1 protein-coding gene is annotated in these 666 nt (G+C 31.4%); it reads left to right on the forward strand.

Annotated elements, in window-relative coordinates; genetic code table 11:
- Positions 1-125: 125 nt before the first annotated feature.
- The coding region (locus OYV_RS04235; protein WP_042068483.1) for a DNA ligase LigA-related protein at positions 126-666 on the forward strand (541 nt) is incomplete at its 3' end.

The following is a 666-nucleotide window of genomic DNA, read 5'->3' on the forward strand; positions in this document are numbered from 1 at the left end:
AAAAAACAAACACCAAAACCAAAACCTAAATCCAAACCTAAAAAAATCAAACCTAAACTCAAAAATCCTAAATCAAAAACTCTCAACCCCAAAAACATTTTTATTTATAAAAAAGGTGCAAAGCAATGCAAAATTTTGATCTAATTAAACAAAAAATTAAAACCTTGGTAAAACAACTCACCAAAGCCAATTACCAATACTATAATCTAAGCAATCCCGATCTAAGCGACCAACAATACGATGCTTTACTCAAAGAACTAATCAATTTAGAAACCCGCTATCCCCAGTTCAAACTTCCTTATAGCCCCACTTTAAAAATTGGTGGTTTTTTAGAAAAAAAATTTAGCACCATTAAGCACAAAACTCCAATGATGTCTTTGGGAAATGTTTTTAATCTTGAAGAACTCAAAGCTTTTTATGACCGTATTGTCAAAAAAATTCCTACTTTTTCTTTGTTAACTGAATTAAAAATTGACGGCGTAGCGATAAGTTTAAAATATCAAAAAGGCATTTTAGTGCAAGCTTTAACAAGAGGAAACGGCATTTGGGGAGAAGACATTACCAAAAATGCCCAGACCATTAAAACCATTCCTTTAAGATTAAAAAAAGATCTCGATTTAGAAGTTAGGGGAGAAATTTATTTATCCCATCCCGCTTTTGAAAAAC

This window comes from 'Chrysanthemum coronarium' phytoplasma, from assembly GCF_000744065.1.
GTDB lineage: Bacteria > Bacillota_I > Bacilli_A > Acholeplasmatales > Acholeplasmataceae > Phytoplasma > Phytoplasma asteris.